Source organism: Aestuariivirga sp. (genome assembly GCF_046294715.1).
Taxonomy (GTDB): Bacteria; Pseudomonadota; Alphaproteobacteria; order Rhizobiales; family Aestuariivirgaceae; genus Aestuariivirga.
Genome location: NZ_JBKBKI010000033.1, coordinates 15,745 through 29,611, shown reverse-complemented (window position 1 = coordinate 29,611; position 13,867 = coordinate 15,745). Strand labels below are relative to the sequence as shown.

18 protein-coding genes are annotated in these 13,867 nt (G+C 66.9%); 9 read left to right on the top strand and 9 right to left on the bottom strand.

The window, feature by feature from the left end:
• Window positions 1–77 precede the first annotated feature (77 nt).
• Together ACK4HL_RS17275 and ACK4HL_RS17270 are read left to right on the top strand one after the other, a co-directional pair.
• Window positions 78–1,019 carry a cell wall hydrolase gene (locus ACK4HL_RS17275; protein WP_409762905.1) on the top strand — a complete coding sequence of 314 codons (942 nt, stop codon included), beginning with the start codon at window positions 78–80 and terminating at the stop codon, window positions 1,017–1,019.
• 96 nt (window positions 1,020–1,115) lie between these two features.
• Window positions 1,116–1,976: a branched-chain amino acid aminotransferase gene (locus tag ACK4HL_RS17270; RefSeq protein ID WP_409762902.1), complete on the top strand. Its 861-nt coding sequence runs from the start codon at window positions 1,116–1,118 to the stop codon at window positions 1,974–1,976.
• A 52-nt stretch (window positions 1,977–2,028) separates the two neighbouring features.
• Here the strand turns inward: ACK4HL_RS17270 and ACK4HL_RS17265 are convergent, their stop codons facing one another.
• The 4 genes from ACK4HL_RS17265 to ACK4HL_RS17250 are packed head-to-tail and all read right to left on the bottom strand — an operon-like array spanning window position 2,029 to window position 4,537.
• A complete protein-coding gene (locus ACK4HL_RS17265) occupies window positions 2,029–2,532 on the bottom strand; it encodes a tyrosine phosphatase family protein (protein WP_409762899.1) in 504 nt (167 codons plus the stop codon).
• Window positions 2,533–2,536: 4 nt separating this feature from the next.
• Window positions 2,537–3,142: an HD domain-containing protein gene (locus tag ACK4HL_RS17260; RefSeq protein WP_409762897.1), complete on the bottom strand. Its 606-nt coding sequence runs from the start codon at window positions 3,140–3,142 to the stop codon at window positions 2,537–2,539.
• The gene (locus tag ACK4HL_RS17255) at window positions 3,126–3,716 is read right to left on the bottom strand and encodes a DNA-3-methyladenine glycosylase I (protein ID WP_409762894.1); all 591 of its coding nucleotides are present in this window, start codon (window positions 3,714–3,716) and stop codon (window positions 3,126–3,128) included. Before ACK4HL_RS17255 ends, ACK4HL_RS17260 begins: the two co-directional genes overlap by 17 nt.
• Window positions 3,713–4,537 carry a YgfZ/GcvT domain-containing protein gene (locus tag ACK4HL_RS17250; RefSeq protein WP_409762891.1) on the bottom strand — a complete coding sequence of 275 codons (825 nt, stop codon included), beginning with the start codon at window positions 4,535–4,537 and terminating at the stop codon, window positions 3,713–3,715. The genes ACK4HL_RS17255 and ACK4HL_RS17250 overlap by 4 nt, the downstream gene beginning before the upstream one ends.
• Window positions 4,538–4,598: 61 nt before the next feature.
• On the opposite strand from ACK4HL_RS17250, the gene ACK4HL_RS17245 reads away from it, so the two are divergent.
• From ACK4HL_RS17245 to ACK4HL_RS17235, 3 genes are read left to right on the top strand one after another with little or no spacing between them, the layout of a single operon-like run.
• Window positions 4,599–5,924, top strand: a complete 1,326-nt coding sequence (locus tag ACK4HL_RS17245; RefSeq protein ID WP_409762888.1) for a dihydroorotase — start codon at window positions 4,599–4,601, stop codon at window positions 5,922–5,924.
• 13 nt (window positions 5,925–5,937) lie between these two features.
• Window positions 5,938–6,921 (top strand): MDR family oxidoreductase, encoded by a 984-nt coding sequence (locus tag ACK4HL_RS17240; RefSeq protein WP_409762885.1) that lies wholly within the window; start codon window positions 5,938–5,940, stop codon window positions 6,919–6,921.
• A gap of 6 nt (window positions 6,922–6,927) precedes the next feature.
• On the top strand, window positions 6,928–7,560 hold the full coding sequence (locus tag ACK4HL_RS17235) for a LysE family translocator (RefSeq protein WP_409762882.1): 633 nt from the start codon (window positions 6,928–6,930) through the stop codon (window positions 7,558–7,560).
• A 3-nt stretch (window positions 7,561–7,563) separates the two neighbouring features.
• On the opposite strand, the gene ACK4HL_RS17230 is transcribed toward ACK4HL_RS17235, so the two are convergent.
• Window positions 7,564–7,830: a hypothetical protein gene (locus ACK4HL_RS17230; protein WP_409762879.1), complete on the bottom strand. Its 267-nt coding sequence runs from the start codon at window positions 7,828–7,830 to the stop codon at window positions 7,564–7,566.
• A 124-nt stretch (window positions 7,831–7,954) separates the two neighbouring features.
• The gene (locus ACK4HL_RS17225) at window positions 7,955–8,383 is read right to left on the bottom strand and encodes an NUDIX hydrolase (protein WP_409762876.1); all 429 of its coding nucleotides are present in this window, start codon (window positions 8,381–8,383) and stop codon (window positions 7,955–7,957) included.
• Between the two features lie 20 nt (window positions 8,384–8,403).
• Between ACK4HL_RS17225 and ACK4HL_RS17220 the strand changes: the two genes are divergently transcribed.
• On the top strand, window positions 8,404–9,066 hold the full coding sequence (locus tag ACK4HL_RS17220) for an SOS response-associated peptidase (protein ID WP_409762873.1): 663 nt from the start codon (window positions 8,404–8,406) through the stop codon (window positions 9,064–9,066).
• On the opposite strand, the gene ACK4HL_RS17215 is transcribed toward ACK4HL_RS17220, so the two are convergent.
• From ACK4HL_RS17215 to ACK4HL_RS17205, 3 genes are read right to left on the bottom strand one after another with little or no spacing between them, the layout of a single operon-like run.
• Entirely contained in the window at window positions 9,067–9,486 is a 420-nt protein-coding gene (locus ACK4HL_RS17215; RefSeq protein ID WP_409762870.1) for a GNAT family acetyltransferase, read from the bottom strand.
• Window positions 9,483–10,892, bottom strand: coding sequence for an FAD-binding oxidoreductase (locus ACK4HL_RS17210; RefSeq protein WP_409762867.1), 1,410 nt, complete (start codon window positions 10,890–10,892; stop codon window positions 9,483–9,485). Before ACK4HL_RS17210 ends, ACK4HL_RS17215 begins: the two co-directional genes overlap by 4 nt.
• Window positions 10,889–11,827 carry an L-threonylcarbamoyladenylate synthase gene (locus tag ACK4HL_RS17205; RefSeq protein ID WP_409762864.1) on the bottom strand — a complete coding sequence of 313 codons (939 nt, stop codon included), beginning with the start codon at window positions 11,825–11,827 and terminating at the stop codon, window positions 10,889–10,891. The genes ACK4HL_RS17210 and ACK4HL_RS17205 overlap by 4 nt, the downstream gene beginning before the upstream one ends.
• A 46-nt stretch (window positions 11,828–11,873) precedes the next feature.
• Here ACK4HL_RS17205 and ACK4HL_RS17200 point away from each other — a divergent pair, with 46 nt between their 5' ends.
• From ACK4HL_RS17200 to ACK4HL_RS17190, 3 genes are read left to right on the top strand one after another with little or no spacing between them, the layout of a single operon-like run.
• Entirely contained in the window at window positions 11,874–12,848 is a 975-nt protein-coding gene (locus tag ACK4HL_RS17200; RefSeq protein WP_409762862.1) for a histone deacetylase family protein, read from the top strand.
• The gene (locus tag ACK4HL_RS17195) at window positions 12,848–13,093 is read left to right on the top strand and encodes an exodeoxyribonuclease VII small subunit (RefSeq protein ID WP_409762859.1); all 246 of its coding nucleotides are present in this window, start codon (window positions 12,848–12,850) and stop codon (window positions 13,091–13,093) included. Before ACK4HL_RS17200 ends, ACK4HL_RS17195 begins: the two co-directional genes overlap by 1 nt.
• Complete coding sequence (locus ACK4HL_RS17190; RefSeq protein ID WP_409762856.1) at window positions 13,083–13,823, top strand: TlyA family RNA methyltransferase; 741 nt, start codon at window positions 13,083–13,085, stop codon at window positions 13,821–13,823. The genes ACK4HL_RS17195 and ACK4HL_RS17190 overlap by 11 nt, the downstream gene beginning before the upstream one ends.
• Window positions 13,824–13,867 lie beyond the last annotated feature (44 nt).

Here is a 13,867-nt window from a genome sequence, read left to right as displayed (position 1 = left end):
GTTAAACGTCTCGGGCATAGACTACCGCGTGTTAACAGCGTCGTAAGAATTTACGACCCACGGTGAGTCGAGGGGAAGTGAAGAAAACAGCGCGCAAGGCAGGGTCTGCAGGGGCCCGTGGATATGAGGACTATTCCGTTCGCGAGAAGCGCAATGCTCTCGCCGAATATGGTCCGATGGTATTCGGCGGCATGATGCTGGTGGCGGCTTTCGCCTTTGCCGGACATTACATGGGCCAGAATGCCGTGGCCCACAACGCCGAGCCCGGCGACATGCTGGAGACCGTGTCGGCGCCTTCCTCCAACATCCTGGCCAAGGGCTCCCTGATGCCGGACTCCACGGCGCTGGAGATCGTCAACAAGACCTCCTACGAGTCACCCGTCAGGTCGGCCGAGGGCAAGGGCGACTTCGTGGTGCGCCAGCCGGTGCCGAAGACGCCCGAGACGGTGAGAATCGTTCCGGCTTCCGTCAATCTCAAGGATGGCGGCGATGATGCCGGGGTGCGGATCGCGCTGGCGCCTTCGAAGGAGAAGGTCGAGCAGGTCATCAAGCTGAAGCGCAGCAAGAAGGCCGAGAAGCCGAAGGACAAGGAAACCCAGAAGGCGATCGCCCAGCGCCGGGTTCAGCTCGCCGAGGAAAACTGCCTGGCGCGCGCCGTCTATTTCGAGGCGCGCTCCGAATCGGAGCTCGGCCAGCTCGCCGTCGCCAAGGTGATCCTCAACCGGGTGAAGGATCCCGCCTATCCCAACACCATCTGCGGCGTGGTGTACCAAGGATCCGGCCGCCGCAACTCCTGCCAGTTCTCCTTCGCCTGTGACGGCCTGCCGGACGACGTGCGCAGCGCCTCGTCATGGTCGAACGCCAAGCGCATCGCCAAGAAGGCGATTGCGGGCGATGCGCAGGTCGCCGCCATCGGCACCGCCACCAACTATCACGCCGATTACGTGAAGCCGAAATGGGCGAAGAGCATGAAGCGCCTCATCAAGATCGGTCGCCACGTCTTCTACGAGGATTCGTGACGCAGCAGCACGACGGTTTCGAAAAGGGCGCCTTCGGGCGCCCTTTGTGTTTGGCACAGGGCTGGCTAGGATGCGGCCCAATCGAGGGAGATCGAGATGGCGTGGAAGGAAACCACCGGCACCGCCTGGACCTGGTACAAGGGTGAGTGGCACAAGGGCAATCCGCAGATCATGGGGCCGATGACGCATGCGCCGTGGCTCGGCTCCTGCGTGTTCGACGGGGCGCGCGCCTTCGCCGGTGTCGCTCCGGACCTCGATCTTCACTGCCAGCGCATCGTGCGGTCCGCCGAGAGCTTCGGCCTCAAACTGGTAAAGAACGCCGCCGAGATCGAGGACCTCATCCGCGAAGGCATTGCGAAGTTCCCGAAGGGTGCGGAACTCTATCTCCGGCCCATGTTCTGGGCGGAGGACGGTTTCGTCGACGTCGATCCGGACTCGACCCAGTTCTCGGTCTCCGTCTATGACGCGCCGCTGCCCAAGCCCACGGGCTTCTCGGTGACCTGCTCGCCTTTTCGGAGGCCCTCCCTGGAATATGCGCCGACCGACGCAAAGGCCGCATGCCATTATCCGAACTCCGCCCGCGCCATGCGCGAGGCGAAGGCGCGCGGTTTCGACAACGCCGTGATGCTGGATGCGCTCGGCAATGTGTCCGAGCTCGCCACCGCGAACATCTGGTTCGCCAGGGATGGCGAGGCCCATACGCCGGCGCCGAACGGCACGTTCCTCAACGGCATTACCCGCCAGCGCGTCGTGAAGCTGCTGCGGGAGGCCGGCATCACGGTCCATGAGCGCGCGATCAGGTGGAGCGAGTTCCTGGAAGCCGACGAGGTGTTCTCGACCGGCAACTGGGCCAAGGTTGCGCCCATCACACGCGTCGAGCACAAGAACCTGCAGCCCGGCCCCATCATGCAGAAGGCGCGCGAGTTGTATTGGGACTATGCGCTGAAGGGGCGGTGAGCCCATCGCGTTCCTTCCCCGTCGGCTGCGCCGATGGGGGAAGGAAAGGGTCTCACGGCCTCAGCACGAAGGGCGTGCCCTCGAAGGCATCCGCGCCCCGCCCGATCCTCTCTACCGCCTTCACCATGCGGCCCTGGCGGCCGAGCACGTCGTCGGCCAGCGAAACGATCAGGCGGTTCGGCGTTGCAGAGGGCGAGGCCCGCCTCAGTTCGAAGGCCAGCTCCTCCTCGTCCGCCGCGGGGCGGAACAGGCACAGGGCGGTGTAGGCCGCGGCCGTCGAGCGGCTGATGCCGGCCCAGCAATGGATGAGCATGGGGGCTTCGCGGTCCCAGGACTGGAGGAAGGCGACGAGGCGCTCCGCGTCGGCTGCGCAAGGCGGCGTGTGGCCTTCCATCTCCTGAACGATGTCATGAAAATAGAGCCTGAGGTGGCGTTCGGCCTCGATGCCGGCAGGTGAGGCATGGGGCGTATCCGGTGCGAGAAGCGTCACCACGTGGCGCACGCCGTGCTCGTCGATGAGCGGCTGAACCTTGCTGAGCGGGCCGACGATGATCATGGGGTCACGCGAGCTTCCGGAAGGTCTTGAGATAGAGTGCCGCCGCATCGTTCGGCGCAAGCGGCTTCAGCCGGAAGAAGTGCCGGGCCTTCTCGTCCTCCAGCCCCTTGGGCTTGCCGAAGAACCTCTCCGCCTCCTCGACGGCGAAGCCGGCAAGCTGGGTCGCTTCGAGATAGGCGGCGAGGTGATCGCATTTCTTGAGAAAGACCTCCAGCCGTGCCGGCGTTGCCGGTGCAAGGCCGAAGCGGATGTGGATCGCCGCGAGAAGACGCTTCTCGAATGCCTTGTAATCGAGGCCCAAGGCCGCCTTGAATGGGGAGATCATGTCGCCCACCACGTATTCGGGTGCGTCGTGCAGCAATGCGGCGAGCCGCTCCGCCCGCCCGAGGCCAGGGTCGAGGTGACGTGCGATCTCCTCCACCAGCACACAGTGCTGGGCGACGGAGAAAGCGTGGTCTCCCTTGGTCTGGCCGTTCCAGCGCGCGACCCGCGCCAGGCCATGGGCGATGTCCTCGATTTCGATGTCGAGCGGCGAGGGGTTGAGAAGGTCGAGCCGCCGGCCGGACAGCATGCGCTGCCAGGCGCGCGGTGCCTCAGGGCTTCGCGGCATGTTTCACAGCCTCGTGCCGGTGGCAGTCGACCAGGTGATCGTTGACGAGGCCGCAGGCCTGCATGAAGGCATAGACGATGGTGGGGCCCACGAAGCGGAAACCGCGCTTCTGCAGATCCTTCGACATCTTCTCGGCAAGCGGTGTCTTGGCGGGGATCTCGCTCATGGAGCGGATCTTGTTCTGCTGGGGCCTCCCATCGAGGAAGTCCCACAGATAGGCCGAGAAATCCGGGATGGCGAGATAGGCCTGGGCATTGGTGACACTCGCCTCGATCTTCAGGCGGTTTCTCACGATTCCCGCGTCCTGCATCAGCCTCTCGAGCTTCTTCGGCGTATAGCGGGCCATCTTCTCCGGGTCGAAACCATCGAAGGCGCGCCGGAAATTCTCGCGCTTGCGCAGGATGGTGATCCAGGAGAGGCCGGCCTGGAAGCCGTCGAGAAGCAGCTTTTCGAACAGCGCCTGCGAGCCGTATTCGGGGACACCCCATTCCGTGTCGTGATAGGCGACGTAGAGCGGGTCCGTGCCGCACCAGTTGCAGCGGCAGAGGCCATCCTCATGGCGGAGCGCGCTCATGCCGCCCCCTCCGCACCCGGCACATCGAAGCGGGCCCAGCGCGGCTTCAGCACATTGACCGGGGTGGCATCGGCGAGCAGCGGTTCGCCGGCTTCGCCAAGCCTGTCGAGCCGGATCAGCGCCAGGGCGTCCGGGCCGGCGGAGGAGAGCAGCGTTCCGACCTGCCTTTCCCCCGCCCTGATGGCGGTTCCCTTCGGGGGCGCCCCGGCGCCCAGCACGACGGGGAGGATGCGGCTCCTCGCCGTGCCACGGTGCTCCATGCGGGAAACGACCTCCTGGCCGATGTAGCAGCCCTTGGTGAAGCTCACGCCGCCCAGCTGGTCGAGATTGGCCTCGTGCGGGAAGAACTCGCCGGAGCCGAGGTCGGCCCCGGAATCGGCGAGGCCGAGCCTGATCCGCGCCGCGTCATAGCCCCGGGCCTCCGGTTCCGGCGCGCCGCCCGTGCGGCGCCAGCCGATTTCGGGCACGCGGGGATCGCGGTAGAACCCGGGCTTTTCGGCAGGGGACACGGACACCGGCTCGTCCAGGGCGGAGATTTCGATCCTGGCCCGCAGCCTGTAGAGCTGCAGCCGCTTCAGGAGCGAATCCCTCTGGCCAAGGGCGCAGTCGATGAGGAAATCTCCGCCCTGCCGCTGCACCAGCATGTCGGACAGGATCTTGCCCTGGGGCGAGAGCAGGGCGGCATAGGAGGCAACTCCCTCCGCCAGCCCCTCGATGTCGGCCGTGAGCAGGTTGTGCAGGAAATGCCCGGCTTCTGGGCCCCGCACGGCAAGAACGGCGCGGCCGGGGAGCCGGCCCGCCTCGAAGTGAATGTCGCGCATCTCTGTTGCTTCGTTTCCCATCCACATTTACGAAGGCCGGGAACAACGATCAAGGATTGCCATGCCCTTCCACGCCGAATTGATCCTGAAAGGCGGCACCCTCGTCAACCATGACGGGATGGCCCTGCGCGATGTCGCCGTCTCGGGCGGCCGGATCGTGGGGATCGGCTCCTTCGGACGCGGGCAGGGCGGCGACATCGTCGACTGCACGGGGCTTCACATCCTCCCTGGCGTGGTGGACAGCCAGGTGCATCTGCGTGAGCCCGGTGCCGAGCACAAGGAAGACCTCGACACGGGTGGCCGGGCTGCGGTGAAGGGCGGTGTGACCGCTGTCTTCGAGATGCCGAACACGAGCCCGCTGACCACCTCCGCCGAGACGCTTGCCGACAAGGTCAAGCGTGCAACGAACCGGATGTACTGCGACTTCGCCTTCTACATGGGAGGCACGCGCGAAAACGCGCACATGCTGGGCGAGCTCGAGCTGCTGCCCGGCTGCGCCGGCGTGAAGGTGTTCATGGGCTCCTCCACGGGCTCGCTCCTCGTCGACGACGACGAGGGGGTGGCGCGAATCCTCGCCAACATCCGCCGCCGCGCCGCCTTCCATTCGGAAGACGAGGACCGGCTCAACGCCCGCAAGCACCTGCGCGTGGAGGCCGATCCCTCGAGCCATTACGTCTGGCGCGACGCGGAGGCGGCACGGCTCTGCACCGAGCGGCTGATCCGGCTGGCGCGGGAGGCAAGAAAGCGCATCCACGTGCTGCATGTCTCGACCGCCGACGAGTTCCCGCTGCTCGCCGCGGCGCGGGACGTCGCCACGGTGGAGGTGACGCCCAACCACCTCGTCTTCTCCTCGGAGGACTACGCCCGCCTCGGCAACCTGCTGCAGATGAACCCGCCGATGCGCGAGCCGCGTCACAAGGAGGGCATCTGGAATGCCCTGCAATCCGGACTCGTCGATGTGCTCGGCTCGGATCATGCGCCGCACACGCTCGAGGAGAAGGCCAGGCCCTATCCCGGCTCGCCCTCCGGCATGCCCGGCGTGCAGACGCTGGTGCCCGTCATGCTCGACTGCGTGAACAGGGGGATGCTCTCGCTCGAACGCCTGGTGGACCTCACCTCGCACGGGCCGAACCGCATCTTCGGCATGGCAGGCAAGGGCCGGATCGCGGAGGGCTATGACGCCGACTTCACCATCGTCGATCTGAAGAAGCAGCGCACCATCACCAACGGCTGGATCGAGAGCCGCTGCAAGTGGACGCCCCATGACGGGCGAACCGTCACCGGCTGGCCGGTGGGCACGCTGGTGCGCGGCCGCACCGTCATGTGGAACGACGAGATCATCGGCGAGGCCCAGGGCCAGCCGATCCGCTTCATCGAAGCTCTCTAGAGAGGAACCTGCCATGTCCTTCCGTGCCATTCTCATCACCAAGACCGAAGGCGGCCAGAAGGCCGAACTCACGCGCCTCGAGGAGTCGGACCTCATGGAGGGCGACGTTACGGTGGACGTCAGCCACTCCTCGGTGAACTACAAGGACGGGCTCGCCATCACCGGCAAGGCGCCGATCGCGCGGCGCTTTCCGCTGATCCCGGGGATCGACTTCGCCGGCACCGTGCGCGCCTCCTCGCATCCGCGCTGGAAAGCGGGCGATGCCGTGGTGCTGAACGGCTATGGCGTGGGCGAGGGCCATCACGGCGGGTTCTCGGAGGTGGCGCGCATCAATGGAGACTGGCTGGTGCCCGTGCCGAAGGGCTGGACGGCGGCGGACTGCATGTCGGTGGGTGTTGCGGGCTACACGGCCATGCTCTGCGTGATGGCGCTGGAGGAACAGGGCGTGAAGCCCGCCGACGGCGACATATTGGTGACGGGCGCGGCTGGCGGCGTGGGCACCACGGCGATCGTGATCCTGGCGAAGCTCGGCTACCGCGTCGTCGCCTCGACGGGCCGCGTCTCGGAAGAGCCGTTCCTGAAGAGCCTCGGCGCGGCGGGTGTCGTCGATCGCAACGAATTCAACGGCCCGGTGAAGCCGCTCGCCAAGTCGCGCTGGGCGGGCTGCGTCGATTCGGTCGGTTCCGTGACGCTCGCCAACGTCCTCTCGCAGATGAACCCGGAGAGCACGGTCGCGGCCTGCGGCAACGCCCAGGGCATGGACCTTCCCACCAACGTGGCTCCCTTCATCCTGCGCGGCGTGAAGCTCGTCGGCATCAACTCGGTATCGACTCCCATGCCGCGGCGTCTCAAGGTGTGGGAGCGACTCGTCCAGGACCTCGACCTCGCCAGGCTCCATGCCCTCACCAGCCATGTGAAGCTCGACGATGTGCCGCAGGTGGCGGCCGACATCGTGGCAGGCAAGGTGAAAGGCCGGGTGGTGGTGGACGTCCGCTAGCCCGCGATGGATTTCGCCCTGCTCGCCACCGGCATCGCCATCGGTCTCTCGGTCACGGCACCGCTGGGGCCCGTCAACATCCTTGTGATCCGCAGCGCCATCCGCCGCGGCTTCGCCGTGGCGCTGCTGACGGGGCTCGGGGCGGTGGGGGCCGACTGCTTCTATGCGGTGGTGGCCGCCTATGGCGTGAGTTCGGTCGCCCATGCGATCACCGATTACGCCCGCCCGCTGATGGTCGCCGGCGGCATCCTGCTGGTGGCGATCGGGGTGAGGCTCGCGCGTTCGCATATCGGCCTCGCGGAACTCGACCTCCAGGCACCGCCGCGCCGCCTGCAGATTGCCGGGCGCATGCTCACGGCCTTCATGCTGACGCTCACCAATCCCGGAGTGTTGTTCGGCTTCATCGCCATTTTCGGCACCATGAACGCGGTGCTGCGGCTGGACGAGGGGGCGGGGCGGCCTGTCACCGTGGTTGCGGGCGTGGCGATTGGCGGCGCCCTGTGGTGGCTGTTCCTCAGCTATGTGGTGGCGCGATTCAAGACGCGGATCGACGAGAAGATGTTCGACCGGATCAACCGCTGGACCGGCATACTGATCGCGGCATTCGGCTTCGCGCTGCTGATGGAAGCGGTGGCCTGAGACCTATTGGCGGCTCTTCGCCAGGGTGAATTCGCCGGAGCGCACCCGCTCCGGCAGGCGCTCGCACATGACGGCCACCGGTTCCTCCCCATAGGTGGTGATGAGCTCGGACAGGGCGGCGAAGATCGCCGCCGTCGCCAGGCAGTCCCGGTCGACGCCCTCATAGGCCGCCTCTTCCCAGGCATCGAGCAGGTAGCGCAGCGCCAGCTGCTTTTCCTCGGCCGGGCTGGCGTCGAGCTTCCTGTCGGAAATCTTGAGCATTCTGTCCATCGGTGGTCGGCGTCCCGGGTTCCCGGGCCGTTCCACCAGCCCTCGTCCCGGAAGCCACATTAGCGGGATGGCCGCGCGGGGCCACCCGATCCTTAAACGAAGGTTAATTTCGCCCGATGCATTTTCAGTTTCCGGCGATGAGCGCCCGGGCGGCCGCCACCGCCTCGGCGATGTTGGGGGCCAGCGTATAGGCCTGGAGCCGGTCCGGATCGGCCCATTGCGCATCCGCGGCATCGCTCGCGGCGCAGGGTTCTCCGGGTCCCGCGAGCCCAAGATAGCAGGCGATCACGTAATGGAGGGTGACGAGGCCCGCCTCGTCGCGGCGGATCACGTCATAGAGGCCCACGAGGCCGCGGAAGCTCGCCGTCAGGCCGGTTTCCTCGAAAAGCTCGCGCGCCGCGGCCTCCTCCAGGCGCTCCCCCGGCTCGACGTGGCCGCCCGGGAAAGCCCAGAAGCCCAGGGGCGGCTTCGCCCGCTTGACCAGCAGCACCTTGCCGTCGCGCCAGACGGAGGCCGAAACGCCGAGCTTCGGCCAGTGTTGCGCCTGTGTCATCAGAGGTTAATCTCCGCCCCATGTGCGGACTTTATAGCCTGACCCGAAGCCCCGGGGAAATCCGGGCGCTGTTCCAGCATGTGGACGAACCCGACTTTCCGCCGCGCGCCCATGTGGCGCCTGGCCAGCCCATCGCCATCATCCGCATGGAAAACGGTGCGCGCCGCTTCGCTCTCGTGCGCTGGGGCTTCATCCCCGCCTGGGTGAAGGAGGTGAAGCCGGGAAAGCCGCTCATCAACGCGCGCGGCGAGACGGTGCTGGAGAAGCCCTCCTTCCGCAACGCGATGCGGCGCCGGCGCTGCCTCGTGCCGGCGGACGGTTATTACGAATGGTCGGGCGAGGAGGGGCGGAAGACGCCGTATTTCATCCAGCGGAAGGAGAGGGGCCTCTTCGCCCTGGCGGGGCTGTGGGAGCACTGGATGGGGGCGGACGGCTCCGAGATCGAAACCGCCGCGCTGATGACCATCGCCCCCAACCGAGAGCTCTCCGCGATCCATGACCGCATGCCGGTCATCATCGCGCCGGAGGATCACGAGACCTGGCTCACCGGCGAAGCGGAGGATGCTGCCCGCCTCATCCGTCCCGCTCCCGACGAGAGCTTCACGCTCGAAAGAACGGCGATCCCCCGCGCGCCGCAGCCGCGCCCTGCGCCTGCGAAGCCAGACCAGCTCAGCCTGTTCTGATCATTCGGCCACGATCTTGCGGGCCATGCACAGCACCGGGTTCACCTCGTAACCCAGCGCTTCGTAGAAGCCCTTCACCGCGGCGTTCTCCGCCCTCACGAGCAGGTTCACCTTCCATACGCCCCGCTGCCGGAGCCAGGCTTCCGCGGCGCGCACGGCCTCCTTGCCGAGCCCCTGTCCCTGCAGTCGAGGTTCCACGGCCACGTAATAGAGCATGCCGCGGTGGCCGTCGTGACCGACCATGACGCTCGCCGCGACACGCCCCTCGCGGTGATGGACGAGAACGGCGGAGGTCGCGCTGTCGCGAGCGAAGGCGATGTCCCTCAGGGGATCGTTCCACGGCCGCGTCAGGCCGCAGGCCTCCCACAGCGCGACCGCCGAACCGACGTCGGCGTCCTCGATCTCGCGAAAGTCGTTCATTCGGGCAGCACGCGGCCTGGATTGAGGATGCCCCGGGGGTCGAACATCGTCTTCAGCTGGCGCATCAGGCTCAATTCCACCGGGGACTTGATCTCCGGCATGCGGTGAGCCTTCAGCCGCCCGATCCCATGCTCTGCGCTGATCGAACCGCCGAGCTTGGCCACGACGGCAAAGACCACGTCGTTCATCTGGTGCCAGCTGTCGAGGAACTTCGCCTTGTCCATGCCGGGAGGCTGGGCGACGTTGTAGTGGATGTTGCCGTCGCCCAAGTGGCCGAAGGAAATGAAGCGTACCCCCGGCATGAAGCGTGAAACGGCGTCATCCGCTTCCTTCAGGAACTGCGGCACCCTCGAGACGGGCACCGATATGTCGTGCTTGATCGAGCCGCCTTCGGGCTTCTGCGCTTCCGAGATCATTTCGCGGGCGGCCCAGAGTTCGGCGCGCTGCGCGGCGGACTGTGCGATCACCGCATCGCTCACCAGGCCCTTTTCCATTGCGGCCTCGAGCAGCGCTGCCATGGCGCCGGGCACCGCGTCGACGAGTTCCGCCAGCACGTACCATGGGGCGGAAGAGGCGAGCGGGCGGCGCACACCCTTGTGGCGGATGGTGATCTCGAGCGCCAGTGCCGCGATGAGCTCGAAAGCCGATACGCGATTGCCGCTCATCGCCTGCGCCAGGCCCAGGAGGTCGATGGCGGCCTGCGGCGACGGCAGTGCAATGACAGCCGTTTCCCAGCTCTTCGGCTTCGGAAACAGCTTCAGAACCGCGGCGGTGATGACGCCGAGCGTTCCCTCCGCGCCGATGAAGAGGTTCTTCAGATCGTAACCCGTATTGTCCTTCCGCAGGCCCTTGAGGCCATCCCAGACGCGGCCGTCGGCAAGCACCACTTCGAGGCCGAGGCAGAGATCGCGGGCGTTGCCATAGGCGATGACGTTGAGGCCCCCCGCATTGGTGGAAAGATTGCCGCCGATCCGGCAGGAGCCTTGCGAAGCGAGGCTCAGCGGGAACAGCCTGTCCGCCGCCTCTGCCGCCTCCTGCACGGATTGCAGGACGCATCCGGCTTCCGCCGTGATCGTGCTGTTGGCGGGGTCGATGGCGCGGATGCGCGTCATGCGCTCGAGAGAGAGCACCACCTCGCGGCCATCCTCCGTCGGAATCTGGCCGCCGCAGAGCCCGGTATTGCCCGCCTGCGGCACGATCGCCGTTCCCGTCTCATTGGCAATGGCGAGAATGCGCGAGACTTCCTCCGTGGAGGCGGGCCTCAGGATGAGCGGCGAGCGGCCATGCCAGATCTGCCGCATTTCTCGCATGTAGCCATCCATCGCGGCAGGCTCGCGGATCGCGTATTTCGAGCCCACCACGGCGGCAAGCCGGTCGAGCGTTGCGGAAGAGGGCCTGTGCGTCATGCGGGGTCCCGGGGCGCTGCGGCGCGCATCAGCCGGTCGTTGATCGCCTCGCCGAGGCCGTGATGCGGCACCGGGGCCACGGCGATTCGCGTCACCTCGGTGGCGTCGATCTCGTGCAGCAGGCGAAAGAGATTGGCGGCTGCCTCCACCAGGTCCCCCCTGGCGGAAAGGGTCCAGGGCCCATGCGCATGAAGAGGACCGAAACCCAGATAGGCTTCACCTTCGCGCGGGGCTTCCGCATTGAGGCGCAGCTCCGCGTGGGGTGCATAATGGCTGAGGAGCTGGCCCGGCGCGTGCGGCCTCGCCGCATGAGGGAGGACCGCGACCGGGTGGCCCAGCAGCCTCTCGATCTCCTGCCTGGGGATGCCGCCGTGGCGGAGGAGCTTCGGACCATCGCCGAGGAAGCTCATCACGCTCGATTCCACGCCCACCTTGCAGCGTCCGCCATCGAGCACCATCGCGACCTTGTCCTTCAGGTGCCGCCGCACGTGCTCCGCCGTGGTGGGGCTGATCTTGCCGGACGGATTGGCGCTCGGCGCCACGATGGGCCGCGCCGCGGCCTTGAGCAGTTCGAGCGCCACCGAATGGGCGGGCACCCGGAGCGCGATGCTCTCGAGCCCCGAACTGGCGAGCAGCGAGACGGGGCATCCGGGCCTGCGCGGCACCACGATGCTGAGCGGGCCCGGCCAGAAGGCCTTGGCCAGCGCCTTGGCTTCCGGGCTGAACTCTCCCAGCGCGAAGGCGGCCTCGGGGCTCGCCACATGCACGATCAGCGGGTTGAAGGAGGGCCTGCCCTTGGCGGCATAGACGCGGGCCACCGCCTCGTCGTTGGTGGCATCGGCCCCGAGGCCGTAGACGGTCTCGGTGGGAAAGGCCACCAGCTTGCCCTCCCGCAGGGCTTGTGCCGCGGCCGCGATGTCGTTGTGGGCTGTCATGTGCGGCTCTATAGCAGTTGCGGCGCGAAGCGGCTAGAACGGGGCCATGACGACATTGCTCTTCACGCACCCGGCTTCGCTCCGCCACGTGACACCGAACGGTCATCCCGAGCGGATCGACCGCATCAGGGCCGTGAACCAGATTCTCTCAAGCGAGCATTTCCGCGACCTCGAGCGGCGCGAGGCGCCCCTCGGCCGCGACGAGGACATTCTCCGCGCCCATGCCTATGAGCATCTCGAGCGGGTGCGCGCCATGTCGCCGACCGAGGGCTTCGAATATCTCGATCCCGACACCGCCATGTCACCCGGCACGCTCGAGGCGGCGCTCCGCGCGGTGGGTGCCGCCACGGCGGCGGTCGATGCCGTATTCCGCGCGGAGGCCGAGAATGCCTTTTGTGCGCTGAGACCGCCCGGGCACCACGCCGAGACACGCCGCGCCATGGGCTTCTGCTTCTTCAACCAGGCCGCGGTGGCGGCGCATTACGCGCGGCATGCCTATGACGCCGAGCGCGTGGCGGTCGTCGACTTCGACGTCCACCACGGCAACGGCACGCAGGACATCTTCTGGTCGGACGCCAACATGTTCTATGGCTCGACGCACCAGATGCCGCTCTATCCCGGCACCGGCTCGGTGCAGGAGACGGGGGTGGGCAACATCTTCAACGCGCCGCTGAGAGCGGGAGACGGCAGCGAGCAGTTCCGCGAGGCGATGAGCTCTGTGATCCTGCCCGCACTCGATGCCTTCGGGCCGGACCTGGTGATCATCTCGGCCGGCTTCGACGCCCACCACCGCGACCCGTTGGGCAGCCTGCAGCTCACCGAGGAGGACTTCGCCTGGGTCACGCTGCGGCTGATGGAGGCGGCGGAGATCCATTGCGGCGGCCGTGTCGTCTCCGTGCTGGAAGGCGGCTATGACCTGCAGGGGCTCGCAGCCTCGGCGGGCATCCACGTGCAGGCGCTGATGCGCGGAAACGCAGAATTCGAAGCTCCCGACATGGAAGAAGACGAGGACGAACTCTGATGGCGGATCACGCGGACATTGCCGGGCTTCCCTTCGAGAAGGCCTTGGCCGAGCTCGAGCAGATCGTGACGCGGCTCGAATCGGGCAAGGTCGACCTCGAACAGTCGATCGCCATCTACGAGCGGGGCGAGGCGCTGAAGAAGCACTGCGAGCAGCTCTTGAAGGATGCCGAGGCGCGGATCGAGAAGATCACGCTGAAGCCCGACGGCACGGCATCGGGCACCGAACCCCTGGATGTCGGCTAGGCAGCGGCTGGACGAGGCGCTGGTCGCCCGGGGGCTTTATCCCTCCCGCTCACGGGCGCGGGACGCGGTGCTGCGGGGAACCGTTCTCGTCGATGGCGAGAAGGCAACGAAGCCGTCGCAGAGCGTGGGCGAAGGCAGCAACATCTCATTGCAGGACGAGGCCCGGCACTACGTCTCCCGCGCGGCGCTCAAGCTGAAGCACGGTCTTTCGCATTTCGGCATCGAGGCGCGCGGCAGGATGTGCCTCGACATCGGCGCCTCGACGGGCGGCTTCACGCAGGTGCTGCTCGAGCAAGGCGCCGCGCATGTGACGGCGGTCGACGTCGGCCACGGGCAGATGAAGGTCGAGGACCCCCGCCTCACCCTGATCGAGGGCCTCAATGCGCGCGATCTCTCATCGGCGCACGTGACGGGGCCGGTCGATCTCATCGTGTGCGACGTGAGCTTCATCTCGCTGAGGCTGGCGCTGCCGAAGGCGCTTGCTCTCGCGCAGCCAGGCGCGGCGCTGGTGGCGCTGATCAAGCCGCAGTTCGAGGCGGGCCGCGAGGCCGTGGGAAAGGGCGGGATGGTAAGCGACCCCCATGAGCACGCGCGCGTGTGCCGGGAGATCGCGGAATTCCTGCGCGGCGAAGGCTGGCGGGTGCTGGGAATCACCGATTCACCCGTCGAGGGCGGAGACGGGAACCGGGAGTTCCTGATCGGTGCGGTGAAGGATACCGGGCGGCAATAGGCAAATAGTCCTTGACTTTTATTCCTATTACAGGCTAAAGGAGG

Coding starts and splice junctions, on each gene's coding strand:
- ACK4HL_RS17270 (WP_409762902.1), top strand. CDS start 1,116: ATGGCGTGGAAGGAAACCACCGGCACCGCCTGGACCTGGTACAAGGGT.
- ACK4HL_RS17265 (WP_409762899.1), bottom strand. CDS start 2,532: ATGATCATCGTCGGCCCGCTCAGCAAGGTTCAGCCGCTCATCGACGAG.
- ACK4HL_RS17260 (WP_409762897.1), bottom strand. CDS start 3,142: ATGCCGCGAAGCCCTGAGGCACCGCGCGCCTGGCAGCGCATGCTGTCC.
- ACK4HL_RS17255 (WP_409762894.1), bottom strand. CDS start 3,716: ATGAGCGCGCTCCGCCATGAGGATGGCCTCTGCCGCTGCAACTGGTGC.
- ACK4HL_RS17250 (WP_409762891.1), bottom strand. CDS start 4,537: ATGCGCGACATTCACTTCGAGGCGGGCCGGCTCCCCGGCCGCGCCGTT.
- ACK4HL_RS17245 (WP_409762888.1), top strand. CDS start 4,599: ATGCCCTTCCACGCCGAATTGATCCTGAAAGGCGGCACCCTCGTCAAC.
- ACK4HL_RS17240 (WP_409762885.1), top strand. CDS start 5,938: ATGTCCTTCCGTGCCATTCTCATCACCAAGACCGAAGGCGGCCAGAAG.
- ACK4HL_RS17235 (WP_409762882.1), top strand. CDS start 6,928: ATGGATTTCGCCCTGCTCGCCACCGGCATCGCCATCGGTCTCTCGGTC.
- ACK4HL_RS17230 (WP_409762879.1), bottom strand. CDS start 7,830: ATGGACAGAATGCTCAAGATTTCCGACAGGAAGCTCGACGCCAGCCCG.
- ACK4HL_RS17225 (WP_409762876.1), bottom strand. CDS start 8,383: ATGACACAGGCGCAACACTGGCCGAAGCTCGGCGTTTCGGCCTCCGTC.
- ACK4HL_RS17220 (WP_409762873.1), top strand. CDS start 8,404: ATGTGCGGACTTTATAGCCTGACCCGAAGCCCCGGGGAAATCCGGGCG.
- ACK4HL_RS17215 (WP_409762870.1), bottom strand. CDS start 9,486: ATGAACGACTTTCGCGAGATCGAGGACGCCGACGTCGGTTCGGCGGTC.
- ACK4HL_RS17210 (WP_409762867.1), bottom strand. CDS start 10,892: ATGACGCACAGGCCCTCTTCCGCAACGCTCGACCGGCTTGCCGCCGTG.
- ACK4HL_RS17205 (WP_409762864.1), bottom strand. CDS start 11,827: ATGACAGCCCACAACGACATCGCGGCCGCGGCACAAGCCCTGCGGGAG.
- ACK4HL_RS17200 (WP_409762862.1), top strand. CDS start 11,874: ATGACGACATTGCTCTTCACGCACCCGGCTTCGCTCCGCCACGTGACA.
- ACK4HL_RS17195 (WP_409762859.1), top strand. CDS start 12,848: ATGGCGGATCACGCGGACATTGCCGGGCTTCCCTTCGAGAAGGCCTTG.
- ACK4HL_RS17190 (WP_409762856.1), top strand. CDS start 13,083: ATGTCGGCTAGGCAGCGGCTGGACGAGGCGCTGGTCGCCCGGGGGCTT.